This window comes from Pseudoalteromonas xiamenensis, assembly GCF_030994125.1.
GTDB classification, from domain to species: domain Bacteria; phylum Pseudomonadota; class Gammaproteobacteria; order Enterobacterales; family Alteromonadaceae; genus Pseudoalteromonas; species Pseudoalteromonas xiamenensis_B.
The window spans coordinates 3,128,359-3,148,601 of the sequence record NZ_CP099917.1; the positions used below are offsets into that span (position 1 = coordinate 3,128,359).

At 44.3% G+C, this 20,243-nt stretch carries 19 protein-coding genes and 1 pseudogene; all 20 read left to right on the forward strand.

Features of this window, described 5'->3' with window-relative positions:
* Window positions 1-822, forward strand: a complete 822-nt coding sequence (fliH, locus tag NI389_RS14485; protein WP_308360559.1) for a flagellar assembly protein FliH — start codon at window positions 1-3, stop codon at window positions 820-822.
* Window positions 823-842: 20 nt separating this feature from the next.
* Complete coding sequence (gene fliI / locus NI389_RS14490; protein WP_308360560.1) at window positions 843-2,177, forward strand: flagellar protein export ATPase FliI; 1,335 nt, start codon at window positions 843-845, stop codon at window positions 2,175-2,177.
* Complete coding sequence (fliJ, locus tag NI389_RS14495) at window positions 2,177-2,623, forward strand: flagellar export protein FliJ (protein WP_308360561.1); 447 nt, start codon at window positions 2,177-2,179, stop codon at window positions 2,621-2,623. The genes fliI and fliJ overlap by 1 nt, the downstream gene beginning before the upstream one ends.
* 87 nt (window positions 2,624-2,710) lie before the next feature.
* Window positions 2,711-4,810 (forward strand): flagellar hook-length control protein FliK, encoded by a 2,100-nt coding sequence (locus tag NI389_RS14500; protein WP_308360562.1) that lies wholly within the window; start codon window positions 2,711-2,713, stop codon window positions 4,808-4,810.
* Window positions 4,811-4,866: 56 nt separating this feature from the next.
* Window positions 4,867-5,394 (forward strand): flagellar basal body-associated protein FliL, encoded by a 528-nt coding sequence (fliL, locus tag NI389_RS14505; RefSeq protein WP_308360563.1) that lies wholly within the window; start codon window positions 4,867-4,869, stop codon window positions 5,392-5,394.
* A 9-nt stretch (window positions 5,395-5,403) separates the two neighbouring features.
* Complete coding sequence (gene fliM / locus NI389_RS14510) at window positions 5,404-6,498, forward strand: flagellar motor switch protein FliM (RefSeq protein WP_308360564.1); 1,095 nt, start codon at window positions 5,404-5,406, stop codon at window positions 6,496-6,498.
* Between the two features lie 26 nt (window positions 6,499-6,524).
* The gene (fliN, locus tag NI389_RS14515) at window positions 6,525-6,926 is read left to right on the forward strand and encodes a flagellar motor switch protein FliN (RefSeq protein ID WP_308360565.1); all 402 of its coding nucleotides are present in this window, start codon (window positions 6,525-6,527) and stop codon (window positions 6,924-6,926) included.
* Window positions 6,927-7,009: 83 nt separating this feature from the next.
* Window positions 7,010-7,270, forward strand: a pseudogene (gene fliO / locus NI389_RS14520) (flagellar biosynthetic protein FliO); the annotation flags it as partial.
* Between the two features lie 24 nt (window positions 7,271-7,294).
* Entirely contained in the window at window positions 7,295-8,044 is a 750-nt protein-coding gene (fliP, locus tag NI389_RS14525) for a flagellar type III secretion system pore protein FliP (protein WP_308362569.1), read from the forward strand.
* Window position 8,045: 1 nt separating this feature from the next.
* Window positions 8,046-8,315, forward strand: a complete 270-nt coding sequence (fliQ, locus tag NI389_RS14530; RefSeq protein WP_308360566.1) for a flagellar biosynthesis protein FliQ — start codon at window positions 8,046-8,048, stop codon at window positions 8,313-8,315.
* A 3-nt stretch (window positions 8,316-8,318) separates the two neighbouring features.
* Window positions 8,319-9,098, forward strand: coding sequence for a flagellar biosynthetic protein FliR (gene fliR, locus NI389_RS14535; protein ID WP_308360567.1), 780 nt, complete (start codon window positions 8,319-8,321; stop codon window positions 9,096-9,098).
* Between the two features lie 9 nt (window positions 9,099-9,107).
* On the forward strand, window positions 9,108-10,238 hold the full coding sequence (gene flhB, locus NI389_RS14540) for a flagellar biosynthesis protein FlhB (RefSeq protein ID WP_308360568.1): 1,131 nt from the start codon (window positions 9,108-9,110) through the stop codon (window positions 10,236-10,238).
* A 74-nt stretch (window positions 10,239-10,312) separates the two neighbouring features.
* Entirely contained in the window at window positions 10,313-12,424 is a 2,112-nt protein-coding gene (flhA, locus tag NI389_RS14545; protein WP_308360569.1) for a flagellar biosynthesis protein FlhA, read from the forward strand.
* 18 nt (window positions 12,425-12,442) lie between these two features.
* A complete protein-coding gene (gene flhF / locus NI389_RS14550; protein ID WP_308360570.1) occupies window positions 12,443-13,894 on the forward strand; it encodes a flagellar biosynthesis protein FlhF in 1,452 nt (483 codons plus the stop codon).
* The gene (locus tag NI389_RS14555) at window positions 13,887-14,747 is read left to right on the forward strand and encodes a MinD/ParA family ATP-binding protein (RefSeq protein WP_308360571.1); all 861 of its coding nucleotides are present in this window, start codon (window positions 13,887-13,889) and stop codon (window positions 14,745-14,747) included. The genes flhF and NI389_RS14555 overlap by 8 nt, the downstream gene beginning before the upstream one ends.
* A 23-nt stretch (window positions 14,748-14,770) precedes the next feature.
* Window positions 14,771-15,481: an RNA polymerase sigma factor FliA gene (locus NI389_RS14560; protein ID WP_308362570.1), complete on the forward strand. Its 711-nt coding sequence runs from the start codon at window positions 14,771-14,773 to the stop codon at window positions 15,479-15,481.
* Between the two features lie 41 nt (window positions 15,482-15,522).
* On the forward strand, window positions 15,523-15,906 hold the full coding sequence (gene cheY, locus NI389_RS14565) for a chemotaxis response regulator CheY (RefSeq protein WP_010385696.1): 384 nt from the start codon (window positions 15,523-15,525) through the stop codon (window positions 15,904-15,906).
* A gap of 21 nt (window positions 15,907-15,927) precedes the next feature.
* On the forward strand, window positions 15,928-16,695 hold the full coding sequence (locus tag NI389_RS14570) for a protein phosphatase CheZ (RefSeq protein WP_308360572.1): 768 nt from the start codon (window positions 15,928-15,930) through the stop codon (window positions 16,693-16,695).
* 15 nt (window positions 16,696-16,710) lie between these two features.
* Window positions 16,711-18,963, forward strand: coding sequence for a chemotaxis protein CheA (locus tag NI389_RS14575; RefSeq protein WP_308360573.1), 2,253 nt, complete (start codon window positions 16,711-16,713; stop codon window positions 18,961-18,963).
* Between the two features lie 86 nt (window positions 18,964-19,049).
* Window positions 19,050-20,201, forward strand: a complete 1,152-nt coding sequence (locus NI389_RS14580) for a protein-glutamate methylesterase/protein-glutamine glutaminase (RefSeq protein ID WP_308360574.1) — start codon at window positions 19,050-19,052, stop codon at window positions 20,199-20,201.
* Window positions 20,202-20,243 lie beyond the last annotated feature (42 nt).

Here is a 20,243-nt window from a genome sequence, read left to right on the forward strand (position 1 = left end):
ATGGCAGATCCAAAAATGTACCGCGGCAAACCAATTCATTTAGACGAATCTGTAGAAGAGCTTCTAAAGAACTGGCCGATACCCGATGTGTCTCGAGATGAGAGAAAATTGCGTGGCCGTTCTACGGCCATGGGTACGCCACTTGAAGAAATATACAGAAAAAAAGAACACCTTCAAGATGAAGTGATTGAAACGCCTGATGAACCTGACTTCCCAAAACTAACGTTGGAAGAGCTTGAGCAAATTCGCCAAGATGCTTTTGACGAAGGTATCAAACAGGGCCACGAGCAAGGTTACATTGACGGTTTTGATAAAGGCGTTAGTGAAGGAAAAGAAGCGGGTTATAAAGAAGGTTTAGAGCTTGGGCGAACTCAAGGTTTCGAGGAAACGAAGCCTCTGATAGAAGAAAAGCTTGGTATGCTTGGTCAAATCTTTGACGCAATGCAATCTCCATTAGAGCGAATTGATGAGCAGGCTGAGAAACAAGTGGTTGCCTTGGCGGCTTCTTTGGCGGAAGCCGTTATTTTTAAACAGCTTTCGTTGGACCCTACGCTTATTCTTCAAGCACTAAAAAAGGCGATGGATGCACTACCGCTGAATGAAGCAAAAGTCAGAATTCACTTAAATCCTGAAGATTTAGAGTTAGTTAAAGACAGTTATGGTGAAAATGCTATTGCGGACAGAGGCTGGCATTTAATCCCTGAACCCACCTTAGAACGTGGAGGTTGTGAGGTCAAAACCGCTCAATCTTCTATCGATATGACGGTTAAAAACCGTATCCGTGAAATATTGGACACATTTTTGCATGATAGTGGTATCTAAAATACCAATGTCATGCATCAATGAGTGAAATCGAATCACCAGTCGCCAAGCGGCTGAGTAAATATCACAAGTTTATTAAACCCTATGCCGTTGCGGTTGCTGGCAGCCTAACGCGTGTAGTGGGACTCACTCTTGAAGCAAAAGGCCTTAGTGCGCCTGTTGGTAGTCAGTGTAAAATTGAAACGGCACGTGGATTTATCGATGCAGAAGTAGTCGGTTTTAATGATGACACGTTGTACTTGATGCCGAATGATCACATTTCGGGTGTGTTGCCAGGGGCCCGAGTTATTCCTAAATTGCATGACGCGGGCCTTCCTGTAGGTATGGGGCTGCTAGGTCGTGTGGTCGATGGGCTTGGTCGCCCGCTTGATGGACTTGGTGCCATTGATGCAGAAACTCACCTTAAGTTTGCCGCTGAACCAATAAATCCATTAGCAAGACGTCCAATCGACGCGCCGATGGACGTTGGCGTGCGAGCAATTAACAGCATTATCACGGTTGGACAGGGCCAACGTATGGGATTATTCGCGGGAAGTGGTGTTGGTAAATCCGTTCTGCTTGGCATGATGACCCGTGGTAGTGAAGCCGATGTGATTGTGGTTGGTCTTGTTGGCGAACGTGGCCGTGAGGTTAAAGAGTTTATCGAAGAAATTCTGGGTGTTGAGGGACGTAAACGTTCCGTTGTTGTTGCAGCTCCTGCTGATGCATCTCCGTTAATGCGTTTAAAAGGTTGTGAGAGTGCGGTAACGATTGCTGAGTACTTTCGAGACCAAGGATTAAACGTTTTGCTTCTCCTTGATTCTGTAACTCGGTATGCCATGGCGCAACGTGAAATCGCGCTCGCCGTCGGTGAGCCCCCTGCAACCAAAGGATACCCACCGTCGGTGTTTGCCAAATTACCCGCTTTGGTTGAGCGGGCTGGAAATGGTGGAGAAGGACAGGGATCCATCACCGCATTTTTTACCGTACTGAGTGAAGGGGATGACTTACAAGACCCAATTGCGGATGCAGCTCGTGCGATTTTGGACGGTCACATTGTTTTGTCACGCGAATTGGCGGACAGTGGTCATTACCCAGCCATTGACATTGAAAAGTCGATAAGTCGCGTGATGCCACAAGTTGTGTCTGAAAGTCACATGTTGCAGGCACGTACGGTAAAACAAATTTATTCACTCTATCAGCAAAACAGAGACATGGTGACGCTCGGTGCATACCAACGAGGTAGTGATCCTGCCTTGGACCAAGCAATTAACATGATGCCGTCGGTAAAACACTTTTTGCAACAAGGGATGAAGGACGTTATTACTTACGATGACTGCTTGCAAGGGCTTGCTCAATTATTAGGACAACGCTAATGGCTAACAACAAACTCGATCTATTGTATAAGCTTGAAAGTGAGAAAGAAGAAACGCTTCGCAAAACGTTTTTACAAGCTCAGCGTTATTTTCAAGATAATCAGCAAAAAATGAACGGCTTAAGCCAATTTCGTTTGGAATACATGCAGCAGCTACATGTGAAAGCCCAAAAAGGCTTAACGAGCAACACGTTTCGCCAATACCATTCCTTCATTAATAAGATTGAAGAGGCGGTTAATCAGCAAGCCAAAGTGGTAAATACCGCGAAGCAAGTTGTAGAACAACGACGTAAATTATGGATACAGCAACAGGCTAAAGCCAAAGCCATTGCGAAGTTAATTGAAAAGCAACAGCTTGCAATTAAACAAAAGCAAGACAAAGCAGAACAAAAAATGTTGGACGAATTTGCCACGATTCAGTTTTTCCAACGTCGTCACGCGGTGTAATTGGCACTTAACTTGCTTTATTAATAAATATTACGGCTTGATATGCCAAATCGGAAGTAAATTGCCGCAATCTCTTTGAGGTGAACTATGTTTTCAATCACGACTGCAGTTGCATCAAATCCAAAACAGGACAGCCAAAAATCGTTTATGGATGAAGATCTATCAAGCGAAAAGGGGGATGTTTTCGCCGAGGAGTTGGCATTTGCGGAAGAGAGAGTCGATAACCGTCAATTTCAACGTGATAAAAAGGTAACTGATACCGAAGTTACAGACAAATCACCTGAAAAATCGGCAAAAAAAACTGGTAATGAATTAGACCAACGAGAGTTAAATGCGGGTGATGAGACGTCTGATGATGATTCATTGCTTGAGCCGAACGACATTAAAGTAGATATAGAGTCTAAAGAAAAATCAGATTCAATGAACGAGTCTGAGCATGAAAATGATTTTTTAACGTTTCTACAATCGTCGTTGACCACGGTGACAACGGTTAAAAGTGGGACGTACAAAGGTGAAGTAGATACCTTAGATGAACGGTCATTAAATGATGTTAGTACGCTTTTGGGTGAAACGGCTTCAATAGATACAAATAATTCATTAGATGATGCGGCAGAACAAACGCTGACCTCAGATAGTCAAGCAGAGGCTATCACGAGTGAACTTAGTACGAAAAAAAGCACTGACAGTAAAAACGAAGTAAAAGCAACAAACCTCGATGAATTAGTCTCTAAAATGGAAAAGAGCGACAAGCAAGAAACGCTATCCAGTGTATCTTCAAGTAAGGACTCTAAGCCGGAGATAAAGTTTGCACAGCTACTTAAAAGTGAGCAAGTAAAAGAAGACGCAAATGTAAAGGCAATCGGACTCAAAGTAAATGAGCTTGAAAAGCAACTTAATAGTCTATCCGCAGAGGAACAAGGCAAGTTGAAAGCCTTACTTGAAGAAAAGCTTGAACAAGGTGTTTTGACGAAGGAAGAACGTCTTATTGCACGCCAGATAGAGAATGCACTTAATGAGGCAAAAAATGGAAATGTTACGCTTTCAGTAAAAGACTTTGTTTCTCAAAGTAGCGCTGTCAAAACGACAAATGAAAACAGTCAATCCGAAAATAACTCTAAAAGTCAGCCGACTACCGCTGCAAGTGTAACCAATCCCTTGGCAGCGCGAACTTCTGAAGTAGAAGCGGTTGAATCTATTGCTGATTCATCGCAATTGAGTGATGACGCGGATGTAACGGTTGGCTTAAAAGTAGCGAATAGTGAAAATAAAGCGCCTTCGGAAAAACGAGTCAATGAGCCATTAGTGTCTCCAATAGATAGTCAGCTTAGTAAAGGAGAGTCCAAAGATGTACAAGGTGAATCGAAAGTAGCAGCATCGACTAAAAGTGCAGACAAGACGGCTGTAGAAAACACTTTCTTTAACGCAAACGAAGAATCAGTGCTGCAAAAACAAAATGTTGAGCAGAAGCTTGATTTATCGAAAGTTAACGCGGATGTTTTAGATGAGACTGATGTTGAGCAAGAAGAGATCAGCGCATACCAAGACGCAGAGGAAACAAAGGGGCAGTTAAATGTTTCTGCCAAAACTACGGAGCAGCCTTCAGCCATTAATCGAGTCATGCAAACCATCGCGCAACTTGCTGATTCGAGCAACCAAATTGAGACTGCAGCCAACAAACAATTTGCAATGCAGGTAGAACAAGCCCAACATACCAATCATGCTCAGCAGGCAGCACAAAAAGTCGTAGTAGACCCTGAATTGTTGCAAGCGATGAATATTGCAAGACAAGACGCTGCAAAAGAGTTACAAAATCGCGTTTCAATGATGCTTAACTTGAACAATAAAGAGGCTGAGATCCGTTTAGATCCCCCTGAACTTGGCAGCATGCAAATCCGCATTCGTAGCGATGCTGAGCAAGCGCAAGTAAATTTTGTTGTACAAAATCAGCAAGCAAAAGAATTATTGGAGCAATCCATGCCAAAACTTCGTGAAATGTTAGCGGAGCAAGGTATAAACTTGGGTGAAAGCAGCATCGAACAGGGGTTTGCCGGTAATCAAGGTGATGGAGAATCGATGGGACAACAGGGCGCCCAACGTTCACCGAGTGAGCAGTCAGAGCCTCAAAACGTTGAAAACTTGGCAACAAAAGCAAAATCCTCAAGTTCAGCAATAGATTACTATGCCTAACAACTGCTATGCTATAACCACAATAGCGCATTTTTTAGAATAAAGTGGGTGAGAAGATGGCGGAAGATAATAACAGTCTTGAAATAGAAGAAACGGGCGGCAAGAAGAAACTTATTATAATCATCGCCGCAGCTGTTGTCGTTGTCGCAGGTATAATCGGCTTCTTTTTATTTTCTGGCTCGTCAGAAGAACCAGTAGAAACGCTGGCAGAAGAAGTACCCGCCACAGCTGCACCAGCGGCAAATGGTTCAAGTGCTCAAGTTGGAAGTGCGCTCTATGTAGCTATGCCAAGGCCCTTTGTATTTAACGTCCCAGGCGCCAGTCGAGACCGAATTGTACAAATTAAAGTACAATTATTAGTTCGAGGTGATGGAAACGAAGAAGTTGCTAAAAAACATATTCCACTCATTGAAGGTACACTGCTCAGCGTTTTCTCGACAACAACAGCAGATGAGTTAAGCACAACCGCGGGTAAAGAAACGCTCCGACTAACCGCGCTCGACAAAGTTCAAGATGCATTAACCAGTGTTGAAGGTAGCAAAGTTGTTGAGCGTGTGTTGTTCACCGGCTTTGTAATGCAGTAGAGGTAGAGTGTGAGCGATTTACTATCCCAAGACGAAATTGATGCGCTACTCCATGGTGTCGATGAAGTTGAAGAGGACGACATAAACGACGATGACGGTGAAGGCAGCTCCAAAGCCTTACAATATGATTTCTCTTCTCAAGATCGTATTGTCCGTGGTCGAATGCCAACGCTCGAGATCGTGAATGAGCGTTTTGCTCGACACATGCGTATTTCTCTTTTCAATATGATGCGTCGTACTGCCGAAGTTTCAATCAACGGCGTGCAGATGCTTAAATTTGGTGAATACATTCATACTCTGTTTGTTCCAACCAGTTTGAATATGGTGCGATTCCGTCCTTTAAAAGGGACTGGACTCATTACCATGGAAGCGCGATTAGTCTTTATCCTCGTAGATAACTTCTTTGGTGGGGATGGTCGATACCACGCTAAAATTGAAGGTCGTGAATTTACTCCTACCGAACGCCGTATCGTTCAGATGCTTCTAAAAATCATCTTTGAGGATTATAAAGAAGCTTGGGCACCGGTAATGGACGTGTCTTTTGAATATTTAGACTCAGAAGTAAACCCTGCGATGGCGAACATCGTAAGCCCTACTGAAGTGGTCGTCATAAGTTCATTCCACATTGAACTCGACGGTGGCGGTGGTGATTTCCACATTTCCCTTCCATATTCAATGTTAGAGCCGATACGAGAGCTGCTTGATGCCGGTGTGCAGTCTGATACAGAAGATACGGATTTGCGGTGGAGTAAAGCATTACGTGACGAAATTATGGACGTTGAAGTTGATCTGTCCACACAATTGCTTGAAATCGATTTGAGTTTAGCGCAGATCATGGACTTAAAAGCGGGTGACGTAATCCCCGTGGATATGCCTGAACACGTAACGGTATTTATAGAAGAGTTGCCGACCTTTAGAGCAAAAATGGGGCGTTCAAGAGATTTTGTTGCGCTTCAGATTAGCGAAAAGATTAAGCGACCAGAATCGGTTAAATCTGAGCTCCATGTCTTTACTAAAGGTGGTAAAAAGCTCGACAATGATGCCGAATTGGCTGAATTAGAAGAAGATCTACACTTGTCTGAAGGTGTTGATCTTGATTGGTAATCAAGGTTTTAGCAGGGTTTTAAAGTATGAGTGACGATCAAGATACAATGGATGAATGGGCAGCAGCCCTCGCCGAAGCAGAACAAGCTGATGTTGGTACAGAACCTGAAATTGCAGAATTAGAAGAGTTTTCTGAAGGTTCTGGAACGAAACTAAGTGCAGATGAGCGCAGAAAGTTAGATACGATTTTGGACATTCCTGTCACCATTTCGATGGAAGTAGGGCGTTCAAAAATCAATATTCGCAACTTACTCCAGCTTAATCAAGGTTCAGTCGTTGAGCTTGACCGCGTAGCGGGTGAACCGCTGGACGTGTTAGTCAATGGAACACTTATTGCGCATGGTGAAGTGGTCGTAGTCAACGATAAGTTTGGTATCCGTTTGACGGACGTCATTAGCCAAGTAGAGCGAATTAAAAAATTACGATGAGTGTGCTATTTTTAGCCTTGCTTGGTTTCAGTGGTTTTGCATGTGCTGCGAATCCAGCGGATGCACAAAACGTGATGACGATGATGACTTCATTGCTTGGAGTTGTGATCGTCATTTTGTTATTGGCATGGCTTGTAAAAAAATTAAATCCTCAGCTTGGTGCGTCTGAGCACTTTAAAGTCGTGAGAAGTATGCCCTTAGGCACAAAAGAACGATTGATGATTATTGAGTTAGACGATAAACAACACCTCTTAGGGGTAACGCCCAATAGCATTAATTACCTATATCAACTCGAGAAACCTTTGCCTCAAGCCGAAATGCCGATGATGGCGAAAGGGATTTCTGAACTGCTGAAGACTTCGAAAAAAATGAATAATGCTCTAAAGCTACTTATCTTCACAGCAATATTGTTTTATCTCCCGGGTGTCAATGCGGAAGGCATTGAAGCGTTGAGCATTACCACCACCCCTGATGGCACGCAGGAATATTCCGTAACACTGCAAGTGCTCGCGATAATGACGGCGCTGAGTTTTATTCCTGCCGCCGTCATTATGATGACATCATTTACGCGAATTATTGTCGTTCTTGGGATTTTACGGCAGGCAATTGGTCTTCAACAATCGCCTTCAAATCAAATATTGGTTGGTATCTCATTGTTTATGACTTTCTTTATCATGGGTCCTATATTCAGCCAAATAAACGACCAAGCATTACAACCGTATTTGAAGGACGAAGTTACTTCCATTCAAGCACTCGAAATTGCAAAAGAGCCAATGAAGGCATTTATGCTCTCTCAAACGCGTATTAAAGACCTCGAAACATTCGCTAAAATAGCGGGTTACGACAAACTCGATAAACCAGAAGATACGCCCTTTATAGTTATTATTCCGGCATTCGTCACATCGGAATTGCAAACCGCGTTTATTATCGGGTTTATGTTTTTCATTCCTTTCCTTATCGTTGATTTGGTTGTAGCCAGTGTACTCATGGCGATGGGTATGATGATGCTTTCACCGATGATTGTTTCTTTACCGTTTAAAATCATGCTTTTTGTGCTTGTAGACGGCTGGGGACTCGTCATGGGGACGCTCGCGCGAAGTTTCGGTTTGGGGGTGTAATGTGGAACCAGAAGTATTCGTCGATATTCTTAGTGATTCGCTTTTCTTAGTCATCAAGCTAGTGTCGGCGATTGTTGTTCCTGGTCTGATCGTTGGTTTATGTGTCGCAGTGTTTCAAGCGGCTACCTCCATTAACGAGCAGACACTGAGTTTTTTGCCCAGGCTGATTATTACTATCGTCGCGTTAATTATTGGTGGGCATTGGCTTACACAAGAACTGATGGACTTTTTTACCCGTCTCGTGGAAATGATCCCAGAAATCGCGGGGTGAAAAATGGAGTTTCCGTTTGCCGTTGTTATCCAGTGGTTAAGTGACTTCTTGTTACCGTTGGTGCGCGTTAGTTCGATGATGATGGTAATGGCGGGACTTGGTGCTCAGAACGTTCCGAGTCGAGTTAAACTCTCCATGGCGGTTGTAACTACGCTTGTGTTAGTGCCCGCGCTTCCACCGACTCAGTTTACCGATTTATTTTCCCTGTCGATGATATTTGTGGTGATCCAGCAGATGCTTATTGGTATCGCAATCGGATTTGCCTCTTTGTTACTTCTAAACACGTTCGTTATCGCAGGTCAAATTCTCGCCATGCAGACAGGATTAGGATTTGCCTCAGTCGTTGATCCCGCGAATGGTTTATCTGTACCTGCTGTTGGGCAATTCTACTTAATACTAGCAACGCTACTTTTTTTTGTTTTTAACGGACATCTGATGATGATCCAGATGGTTGCGTTTAGTTTTGAAACCTGGCCAATCAACGGGGAGTGGTGGCCAGTTGATAATTACTGGGATATTTTAATGTGGGGCGGGTGGATGTTTTCGACTGCCCTTGCGCTGTCACTTGCACCGTTGACTGCTATGCTTGTTATTAACATCTCCTTTGGCATCATGACTCGGGCAGCGCCACAGATGAACATATTCTCAGTGGGCTTTGCGTTTACACTGGTTGCTGGTTTAATGATTATTTGGGCAACAATGGGGAATTTCATCACACAGTATGAGTTTCAATGGCTCAAAATGGTTGAACTAATGTGTGGCATGATTGGTTGTAGCGTGTAGGTGTAAAGAATGGCTGAAGATTCAGGTCAAGAAAGAACCGAAGAACCCACCAGTAAAAAAATTGATGAAGCTCGTAAAAAGGGGCAAATAGCCCGTTCAAAAGAATTGGGGACAACCTTTGTTCTTATTTTTTCTGCAATTGCACTGCTCATGTACGGACCCGGTATAGCAAAAGGTTTATATAACTTGATGGGCCGTATGCTCACTCTTAATCGCAATGAAACCTATGATACGACTAAAATGTTTGCCGTATGGGGAAGTGCATTCAGTGAATTGATTTTCCCCATGGCCATGTTTGTGTTTGTCGTTGCGCTTGCGGGGATAATAGGAAACACCTTGTTAGGTGGTTTCAATTTTAGTTGGGAAGCTGCCTCTCCAAAACCGAGTAAAATGTCGCCGATGAAAGGCTTTAAGCGAATGTTTGGTGCTCAAGCGGGTATAGAGTTAGTTAAAGCTATCTTAAAGTTCTCGCTTGTCGCCGGGTTTGCGATTTTACTTATTCAAGGTTACTTCTATGAAATTCTCCATTTAAGTATTGAAAGTCCGCCTCAAAGCATCGTGCATGCGCTGGAAATTCTAGCTTGGATGTTCTTAGCATTGAGCTGTACGCTTATCATCATTTCTGCAATTGATGCGCCATATCAAAGCTATAATCACCACAAGCAATTGAAAATGACGCTTCAAGAAGTTAAAGACGAATATAAGAACTCTGAAGGTGACCCGATGATAAAGGGTCGTATACGTCGTATGCAGCGTGAAATGTCACAGCGAAGAATGATGCAGGACGTTCCCGATGCAGATGTGGTTGTAACGAACCCAACTCATTATTCAGTTGCGCTCAAATATGATACGGAAAAGGCTGGTGCCCCGATGGTCATTGCTAAAGGGGTGGACGAACTAGCAATGCAAATCAGAAAAGTCGCAATTGGTAATGATGTCCCAATTGTCGAGTCACCGGCATTAACTCGTTCGCTCTACCATACAACGGAAGTGGGTGACCAGATACCGGAGCAACTCTTTACGGCCGTCGCTCAGGTGCTTGCGTATGTGTTCCAGTTGAAGCGTTTCAATAAGGGTCGTGGAAAGAGACCGGTGCCTTTGAAAAAAGAATTACCGATCCCAGACAACTTAAAGCATTAACATTAACTTTCAGTTCTACTGGAATAGTTATTGCTTTAAACTTAGTGCGTCAATTTATTTTCATAAGATAACCTATGGATTTTAAAGCAGTTCTAGACCAGTTTAAACAAAATAGAAATGACTATCTCAAAGGGATAGGCACCCCGATTATTGTTTTGGCCGCGCTCGGTATGGTTATTTTACCCATGCCGCCGTTTTTGCTAGATGTGCTTTTCTCCTTCAATATCGCACTTGCACTCGTTGTGTTGTTAGTCACGGTTTATACGTTGAAACCACTTGAGTTTGGTATGTTCCCTTCTGTTTTGCTTATTGCAACTATCTTACGACTCGCGCTAAACGTAGCCAGTACACGAGTTGTACTACTAGAAGGACACAATGGGGGGGACGCAGCAGGTAAAGTAATCGAAGCGTTTGGCTCTGTAGTCATCGGTGGTAATTACGCGGTTGGTCTTATTGTGTTTATCATTTTGATGGTCATTAACTTTGTCGTAATCACCAAAGGTGCTGGCCGTATTTCGGAAGTTTCCGCTCGTTTTACCTTAGACGCGATGCCGGGTAAACAAATGGCCATTGACGCAGACTTAAACGCGGGATTTATTTCCGCGGAAGATGCGAGAGCTCGTCGTGAGGAAGTAACTCGCGAGGCGGACTTTTACGGTTCAATGGACGGTGCGAGTAAATTCGTAAAAGGGGACGCGATAGCAGGCCTTGTTATTCTCTTTATCAATATTATCGGTGGTTTATTTGTTGGGATGATCCAACATGACCTTAGTTTTTCTCGTGCGATGGAAGTGTACACACTTCTCACTATCGGTGATGGTCTTGTCGCGCAAATTCCTTCACTTCTGCTTTCCATTGGTACGGCCATCGTGGTAACGCGTGAAAATGCGTCTCAAAACATGGGTGAGCAGGTTCAAAAACAATTAGGCAATGAAAAATCGCTTTTTATTGCTTCAGGTATCATGTTTATTATGGGCGTTGTGCCTGGGATGCCCCATCTTGCATTCCTAGGGTTTGGTACTTTTCTAGCTTATCTAGCTTATTATCTACAGAAGCAAAAAGCAAAAGCAGAAACGGAAGCAGCCGAAATGGAAGCGAAAGGTGGTGCCATTGCCGCGAATAAATCCAGTCAGTTAGATCAAAAAGAACTCGGCTGGGACGACGTACAGCCAGTAGATGTTATTGGATTGGAAGTTGGCTATCGTTTGATCCCATTGGTTGATCAAGCTCAAGGCGGTGAACTGCTGAGTCGCATCAAAGGCGTCCGTAAAAAGCTTTCACAAGAACTCGGTTTCCTTGTTCCGCCAGTGCATATTCGAGATAATTTAGAACTGGACCCGAATGCGTATCGAATCACGCTCATGGGAGTTGCAACAGGCGAAGGTGAGCTTAAACATGGCGATGAGTTAGCAATAAATCCAGGCCAAGTATTCGGTCCGATCAATGGCGTTGCTACTCGAGATCCCGCGTTTGGTCTGGATGCGGTATGGATAAAACCTGACCAAAAAGATGAAGCACAGTCTCTGGGCTATACCGTAGTCGATGCCGCAACGGTAGTCGCTACGCACATTAGTCAATTGTTAACCAATAATGCTTCGTTGTTATTAGGTCATGAGGAAGTTCAGAATTTACTTGATATGTTGGCGAAAAGTCATCCTCGATTAGTCGAGGGCTTAGTACCTGATATTTTACCGTTAACAACGGTAGTTAAAGTGCTGCAAAATTTACTCAACGAAGGGGTTGCCATTCGTGACATGCGTACGGTTGTGCAAACCTTAGTGGAGTATGGTCCACGTAGCCAAGACCCTGACGTACTCACGGCTGCCGTGCGAATTTCACTTCGCCGACTCATCGTGCAAGATGCGGTTGGCAATAACGACGAAATCCCTGTCATAACATTGGCGCCTGAGTTGGAACAGATGTTGCATAACTCATTACAGAACGCAGGTGATGAGGGCGCAGGTATCGAACCTGGTCTTGCAGAGAGGCTTCAAAACTCATTGAGAGAAGCTCATCAGACGCAAGAAATGCTAGGCGAACCTTCCATCTTATTAACCTCTGGAATGTTACGAAGTGTGCTATCAAGATTTGTTAAACACACGATTCCAGGCCTTCGAGTGATGTCATATCAAGAAGTGCCGGAAGAGAGACAAATCAAAATAGTAAGCTCAGTTGGACAGCAATAGTGAGTAAGGGGTTGTCAAATGAAGATCAAACGTTTTTTCGCAAAAGACATGCGTACTGCATTGAAAGAAGTGAAGGAAGAACTTGGTCCGGATGCAGTGATTATGTCGAACAAGAAGTTGGCTGACGGTGTTGAAATCGTAGCTGCGGTAGACAATGATCGTGCGCCACAAACAACGCCAGAACAACCACAAGCTCCAATTCAAGCAGAGAAGAAAATAGCACCGGTTGCTCCTCGTATCGTACGTCCTGAGCCCGCTCGAGCTAAGCCAGAGTCTCAAGCACAAGTAGCTGATTCATTACAAGCATTATTAGAAAGACAAGCTTCAGCGCGTCCACGTTCACCAGAGCTTGCTTCGATGTTTTCTGAATCAGGCATTGACACAGAAAAAGCATTCGCGCCAAAAATGCCTACTCACAAAACGGCGCGTCCTCAATTTGCACAACCTAAAGCGCAATCTCAATGGGATATGGCAGATGAACTTGATTCAGGATTTGGCGATGAAGTAGATCTTCGTCAAAATGCTGACGCTGGCTCAAGTGAAATGTTAAAGATGCGCGAAGAAATGAATGCGATTCGTCAACTTCTTGAATTCCAACTTTCAGGTTTAATGCAGCAAGACCTTGCTCGTCGCGACCCAACGCGTGCTTGTTTAATTGAGCGTTTGAAAGGCATGGGAATTGAAGAATCGGTGGCGGATCAGATGGCTTGCTTTATTCCCGATGACGTATCACGCAAAGAAGCGTGGAACGCGCTGTTATCAATGGTGGAAAACCAACTCCACACAACAAACAATGAAATCTTACGTCAAGGCGGCGTTTTCGCGTTAGTTGGCCCAACGGGTGTGGGTAAAACGACGACTGTTGCAAAGCTAGCAGCTTTGGGGGCACAAAAGTTTGGCGCTGACCAAGTTGCATTAATCACAACAGATACTTACCGTATTGGCGCTTATGAGCAACTTTCAACATATGGTCGCATCATTGGTTGTCCAGTTAAACAAGTAAAAGATGCACAAGAATTGTCAGAAGTGTTATATCATTTACGCAACAAACGCTTAGTCTTGATTGACACAGCAGGTATGAGTCAGCGAGACTTACGCTTAACAGAGCAATTAAATACGCTCATGAAGAATGCACGCGTTGATATTCGCAGCTATCTTGTATTAAGCGCAACAGCGCAAATGAACGTACTTCAAGAGACGGTGCGCCACTTTAAGAAAGTAAATTTAAGTGGTTGTATCTTCACAAAACTTGATGAAAGTCTAAGTTTAGGCGAGATTATAAGTGTAGCGATTCAAAATCGTCTGCCAATCGGGTATCTTACTAATGGTCAGCGTGTGCCAGAAGACATCCGAGTTGCAAATGCTGAAAAACTCGTTAAAAAGGCTGAGCAATTATTCATTAGACGTTCAAAAGCTCAACATTCGAGACCTGTACCAGTGGCGTCTCAAGCAGTAGGAATGTATGATTAACACAGTATTAGATCAAGCAAGTGGTCTGCGAAGAATGAATCAAAAGAATAACCACGGCGTCAAAGTCATAGCAGTAACAGGCGGTAAAGGTGGAGTTGGGAAAACGAACGTTTCTCTTAACACTGCAATCGCAATGGGACAACAGGGGCATCGGGTACTTGTACTTGATGCTGACTTAGGTCTTGCTAATTGTGACGTAATGCTTGGCTTACGCGTTGAGAAAAACCTTTCGCATGTACTTTCCGGTGAATGTGAACTTGATGAAATCTTAGTTGAAGGACCTGCAGGTATTAAAATTGTGCCTGCAACGTCAGGCTCGCAGAACATGGTTGAGCTAACCCCTGCAGAACATGCTGGCTTAATTCGTGCGTTCAGTGAGCTTAACACAGAATTTGATGTGCTGATTGTTGATACGGCAGCGGGCATCTCTGACATGGTGTTAAGTTTTTCCAGAGCAGCGCAAGACGTTATGGTTGTCGTATGTGACGAGCCAACGTCTATTACCGACGCCTACGCTTTGATAAAAGTACTTAGCCGTGAACACGGTGTATATAAATTTAAAATTGTTGCCAACATGGTGCGAAGTCTCCGTGAAGGCCAAGAATTATTTGCTAAACTTTCTAAAGTGACCGATAGATTCTTGGATGTAGCGCTTGAGTTGGTGGCGACAATTCCTTTCGATGAAAACATGCGAAAGTCATCTCGTCGTCAAAAGACGATTGTTGAATTATTCCCTAATTCTCCAGCCGCCGTAGCGTTTAGAGGCCTTGCTTCAAAAGCTGCTAAATGGCCAATTCCACATCAGCCATCAGGCCACTTAGAATTTTTCATTGAACAACTCGTAAACGGATAGGTATGGCATTGGTAAATAAGACCATGGGATATCAGACCACAGACTACCTCGGACAACTCGTGGAGCGACATGCTCCGCTGGTTAAAAAAGTGGCGTGTCATCTCTTGGCAAGGTTACCAGCAAGCGTACAACTAGACGACCTGATCCAATCCGGTATGATTGGTCTAATTGAAGCGAGCAAAAATTTTGACGCGACAAAAGGGGCGAGTTTCGAAACCTTTGCTGGTATTCGGATCCGTGGTGCTATGTTGGACGAAATTCGCCGTGGTGATTGGGCTCCACGCTCTGTTCATCGCAATAATAGGATGGTTGCAGAGGCGATTTCCGAGCTTGAAGGAATACTTGGTCGAGAGCCAAAAGATACTGAAATAGCTGAAAAACTTGATATTACGTTAGATGAGTACCATCATATTTTACAGGACGTAAATTCGAGCAGAATTTTGGGGATTGAAGATCTCGGGGTGGACGAAGATGTAATAACTACCGCAGATCAAGATTTGTCACTGGACAAACCGTTTAATGTTGTTAAAAATGAGCGCTTTAACCAATCTCTCATTGATGCAATTCAATCCTTACCGGAAAGAGATGCCTTAGTTTTGTCGTTGTATTACAACGACGAAATGAATTTAAAAGAAATCGGGCAGATACTAGATGTAAGTGAATCTCGTGTTAGCCAAATTCATGGTCAGGCAATGATTCGGCTTAAAGCTAAAATCAATGACTGGATCAACTAAAGATACAAATAAAATGGGTTCAAACCTCACTGGAGGATGTTTTGGATAAGAACATGAAAATTCTCGTGGTTGACGATTTCTCGACGATGCGTCGAATCATCAAAAACCTGCTCAGAGATTTAGGTTTTACAAATGTTCAGGAAGCCGATGACGGTAGTACAGCTTTGCCAATGTTGCAAAACCAAGAGTTTGACTTTGTAGTCACGGATTGGAACATGCCAGGCATGCAAGGCATTGATTTGCTCCGTGCAATTCGTGCAGATGACAAGCTTAAGCATATTCCAGTTTTAATGGTTACTGCAGAAGCTAAGAAAGAACAGATAGTAGCGGCAGCGCAGGCTGGTGTGAATGGTTATATTGTTAAGCCGTTTACCGCGGGCACACTAAAAACGAAACTCGAAAAAGTGTTTGAACGTTTAGGCTAAAATAACCAGAAGGAGAGGCTTATGTCGGCTAATGCTGCGCCTCAAATCAGTCTTGAACAAGCTAAGCAGCTTGTTGCATACCTAGAGCAAGGTGAACAAGAAAAAGCGGACCAGCTCATTTTGGAAGCTGCAAGTAAAGAGCAGTCAGAGCTCTTTGCTGAGGTAGGCAAATTAACTCGCCAACTTCACGAGTCGCTAAAAAACTTTGAACTAGACACGAGATTGACGGACCTCACGACAGAAGCACTTCCTGATGCTAAGCAACGCCTAAATTATGTAATGGAAATGACTGAAAACGCGGCTAACAAAACCATGGACGCCGTGGAAGCAAGTCTTCCTCTCGCACAACAGTTATCTGAAGATATTTCCCATATTAAACCGACATGGGATAGGTTGATGAATCGCGACATTCAGCTTGGCGAGTTCAAGTCGTTATGTCATGACATCGACCGATTTATGCAGACCTCTCCGAACCGTACCGAAGAGTTGCAATCTTTGATGACTAACGTTTTGATGGCGCAAGATTATCAAGACCTTACTGGCCAGGTTATTCGCAGAGTAATAGAACTGGTTAGGGAAGTTGAAGACAGCCTAATTCATCTACTAACTGTATTCGGAACCGCAGACGAAAGCTCAATAAAACAAAAACGAGCTGAGCCGAAAGTTGTCGTCAGCGATCCAAATGAATTGTCGGGGCCGGAAGGACCTATTATTGACCCAGACGCTAGAGATGATGTGGTTTCAGGCCAAGATGAGGTCGATGATTTGCTATCCAGTTTGGGCTTCTAATAGGAGAGTATGTGCATGAGCTTTGAAGTCGATGAAGATATATTACAAGACTTTCTTGTTGAAGCCGGCGAAATACTAGAGCAGCTTTCCGAGCAGTTAGTTGAGCTCGAAAATAACCCCGAAGACAGAGAGCTTTTGAACGCTATTTTCCGTGGATTCCACACGGTAAAGGGTGGCGCAGGCTTTTTGAGCATGACAGAACTTGTTGATGCGTGTCACGGTGCTGAAAACGTGTTTGACGTATTGCGTCAAGGGCAACGTAGGGTGTCGCCAGAATTAATGGACGTCATTTTACAAGCATTGGATACCATCAATGAAATGTTTGGTCGTATTCAAAATCGCGAGCAACCTGATCCAGCGGATCCAGGACTACTCGAAACTCTCCACGATTTAAGCCGACCTGAATCCGAAGACCAGCCCAAAGCTCACACCTCTGTTGCTGAAACTCTGGAACAGCCCGAACCTGTTGCAGAGCATGTTGAAGCTGCACCTTCAACGGCCGGTGGGGAAGATCCATTTGAATTCGATGATATCTTTTTTGAAGCATCAAACAGTGCTAAACCTGCTGCTGAAGCGGATAACGGCATTGATGAAATCACGGAAGATGAGTTCGAGGCATTACTTGATGAATTGCACGGTGCTGGAAAAGCGCCAGCCGTAGGTGGCGATTCAACGCCCGTGAACGCGAGCCGAGATGACGGTGATATTACGGATGACGAATTCGACCAACTTTTAGACGAATTACATGGTGTCGGACAATTTGGCAGTAATGCTGCTATAGAGTCAGCGCCAGCTCCATCGGCGCCTAAAGCAGCAGCTCCAACGCCATCAGCAAAACCGACGTCGTCTGGTGATGAAGATATTAATGATGACGAGTTTGAAGCTCTGCTTGACGAGCTACACGGTAAAGGTAATGCACCTAAAGCGGTTGAAGAGGTGCCTGAAAAACCGAAAGCGGCAACGCCTCCTCCAGCCAAACCTGCTCCTGCACCAGCTCCGAAAGCTGCCGCTCCAGTAGCGAAGCCACAACCTAAAGCTGAACCAGTTGAAGAGAGAGCCACGCCGGCATCTGCAGCTAAAAAAGCTCCGCCAGCGGCACAAGCTGAGACAACTGTTCGTGTTGATACAAAACGCTTAGACCAAATTATGAATATGGTTGGCGAATTGGTGTTAGTGCGTAATCGCTTGGTAAGCTTAGCGACCAATGCGAGTAGCGAAGCAATGGGTAAAGCAATCTCTAACCTAGATGTCGTGACAGCCGACCTTCAAGGGGCTGTAATGAAAACTCGAATGCAGCCAATTAAAAAAGTGTTTGGTCGCTTCCCTCGAGTTGTACGCGACCTTGCTCGTAGTTTGAGAAAAGACATCAATCTAGTGCTGGAAGGTGAAGAGACCGATTTAGATAAAAACCTGGTTGAAGCACTCGCCGATCCGCTCGTCCACTTAGTCAGAAACTCAGTAGACCACGGTATTGAAATGCCAGACGTGCGTGAAGCCGCCGGAAAACCAAGACAAGGGACCGTAACGCTTTCAGCATCGCAAGAAGGTGACCATATACTTCTAACCATCCGTGATGATGGTGCAGGTATGGATCCTGAAAAGCTTAAAAAGATTGCGGTGACAAAAGGCGTAATTGATTCAGACCAAGCTAGTCGTTTATCTGATACTGAGGCCTATAACCTCATATTTGCCCCCGGTTTCTCCACAAAAGAGCAAATCTCTGATATTTCAGGTCGTGGTGTGGGTATGGACGTTGTTAAAACGAAAATTACTCAACTGAATGGCTCGGTAAATATTCAATCAGAACTTGGTGTAGGTACTGTACTTGAAATCAAGGTACCGCTCACACTTGCTATTCTACCGACCTTAATGGTCATTGTTGGTGAGCAAACCTTTGCATTACCGCTTGCAGGTGTTAACGAAATTTTCCACCTCGATTTGACAAAAACGAATGTCGTGGACGGTCAATTGACGATAATCGTAAGACAAAAAGCGATCCCTCTTTTCTATCTTGAACACTGGTTGAAAAAAGGCGCTGATCGTTCTCGTCGTAAAGCGGAAGGTCATGTTGTCATCGTGCAGATAGGAACCAAGCAGGTTGGTTTCGTTGTGGATTCGCTTATTGGACAAGAAGAAGTGGTTATTAAGCCTTTAGATGCACTTCTCCAAGGTACTCCTGGTATGGCCGGTGCAACCATCACTTCTGACGGTGGAATTGCGCTTATTTTAGACGTACCAAATCTATTAAAACACTATGCTAGTAAGTAGGAGCTAAGGCTCCACCACGTACTAAGAAAGTATGAATGTGGTGCTTAGGCACCACTTTTTAGATCTGAATTTGAGACGAGTAGCCAATGGCAGTCAAAGTATTAGTTGTAGATGATTCGAGCTTCTTTCGCCGCAGAGTTACAGAAATATTAGAGCAAGACCCTGAAATCAAGGTAATTGATTTTGCAGTAAATGGTCAAGAAGCGGTTGAAAAAGCAGCGAAATTGCGACCCGATGTGATCACAATGGATGTCGAGATGCCTGTGTTGGATGGCATAAGTGCAGTAAAACAAATTATGCAATCGAATCCGACACCCATCCTTATGTTTTCATCGTTGACGCGAGAAGGTGCAAGTGCCACGTTGGACGCGCTCGATGCGGGGGCATTAGATTTCCTTCCGAAGAAATTTGAAGACATTGCGCGAAATAGTGACGATGCGATTAAGTCGCTGCAAAATAAAGTTAAGGAAATTGGACGTAGGCGTTTACCTCGTTTTGTTCGACCATCCTATACACCTTCAGCTTCAGCGCCAGCGCCAAATACGCCACTTTCAAGTGGGCTGAGTAGACCATCTATTGCGCAACCAGATAGAACGTTTTCTCGTTCAAGCGCACCTGTAAGCCCTGTGTCGCCTATAACCAGTGCCAGAGCCTCAGGTAAAAAATATCAACTAGTGGCTATTGGTACCTCGACAGGTGGGCCTGTCGCATTGCAAACGATTTTAACGCAATTACCGGCTAACTTCCCGCACCCTATTTTGCTTATCCAGCATATGCCTGCGGCCTTTACACCCGCTTTTGCACAACGCTTAAATACGCTATGTAAAATTAAAGTGAAAGAAGCCGAGAATGGTGACCGTCTGCAAGCGGGTGTTGCGTATTTGGCTCCAGGTGGTCAGCAAATGATGGTTGAAAGTCGCGGTGGTTCAAGAACCTTGCGCGTGTTTGAAGATGACAGTGCAAGAATAACGTATAAACCATCTGTTGATGTCACGTTTGCGAGTGCCGCAAAAGCCTATAGCGGTGACGTACTCGCAGTTGTGTTAACTGGGATGGGCGCCGACGGGCGAGATGGCTCTCGATTGCTAAAGCAAGCTGGAGCAACTATTTGGGCACAAGATGAAAAAACCTGTGTGGTTTACGGTATGCCTGCGGCGGTTGCCAATGCAGGGCTTGCCGCAGAAAGTCTGCCTTTGCAGGACTTTGCTCAGCGCATTGCCAAAGAAGTAGGATGCTGAGTTTTAACTCAATTATATTTTCGCTGTAGGCTAAAATTTGGT